General features: G+C 73.5%; 1 protein-coding gene and 1 pseudogene. Both read left to right on the forward strand.

Going from position 1 to position 722, the window contains the following annotated elements; translation table 11 throughout:
* Positions 1 to 383, forward strand: a 383-nt coding sequence (locus KUM32_RS40670; RefSeq protein WP_217146703.1) for a hypothetical protein, incomplete at its 5' end; no start/stop codon positions are given.
* A 7-nt stretch (positions 384 to 390) separates the two neighbouring features.
* Positions 391 to 722: pseudogene (locus tag KUM32_RS40675) on the forward strand (hypothetical protein); the annotation flags it as partial.

Below are 722 nucleotides of genomic sequence, written 5' to 3' on the forward strand. Positions count from 1 at the left end.
TCGTGGTGCTCGTGGACGACTACGACGTGCTGGCGGTGGCCGGTCAGCAGCCGTTGGAGCCGTTCCTGCCGTTCCTGCCGTCCGCTCCCGACATCGGGCTGCACTTCGTCATCACGCGGCGCGTGGCCGGCGCCTCGCGGGCGATGTACGAACCGTTCCTGATGACGCTGCGCGAGAGCGGGACGGCCGCCCTGGTGATGACCGGCGACCGGTCGGAAGGCCAGCTCTTCCCCGGCGTCTACGCCCAGGACCAGCCCGTCGGGCGGGGCACGTTGGTACGGCGCGGCGCACCGCCCCGGCTGATCCAGACGGCCCACGCCCCGCCCACCACAGCCAGGGACCACGCGTCCGCAGCGCACGAGCAAGGGGACGAGCACAGGTGATCGCCGCATGACCAAGGACGTGATCGCGCTCACCGAGCGCATGCCCGACACCTGGAGCCTGCTGACCGGGCTGCTGTCCGGCGGGCCCGACGTCACCATGGGCACGGCCGCCGACGGCGCGGTCATCCAACTCTTCGACGCCGAAGGCCGCCCGCTGGCCTCCGTCGAGACGCCCACGCTGGTCCGGGTGCCCGGTGAGGTGAGCCGGCTGCTCGGCATCCGCGCGGACGGGCCGGTGTGGTGGACGGAGGTCAGGGCGGCCACGGCGGGCCAGGGCTCCGACCGGCTCGCCGGCGTCCTCGCCTCCCGCCTGGTGTCCCAACTGGGCGGCCGGGTATG

It is taken from the genome of Streptomyces sp. AC627_RSS907, from assembly GCF_019049165.1.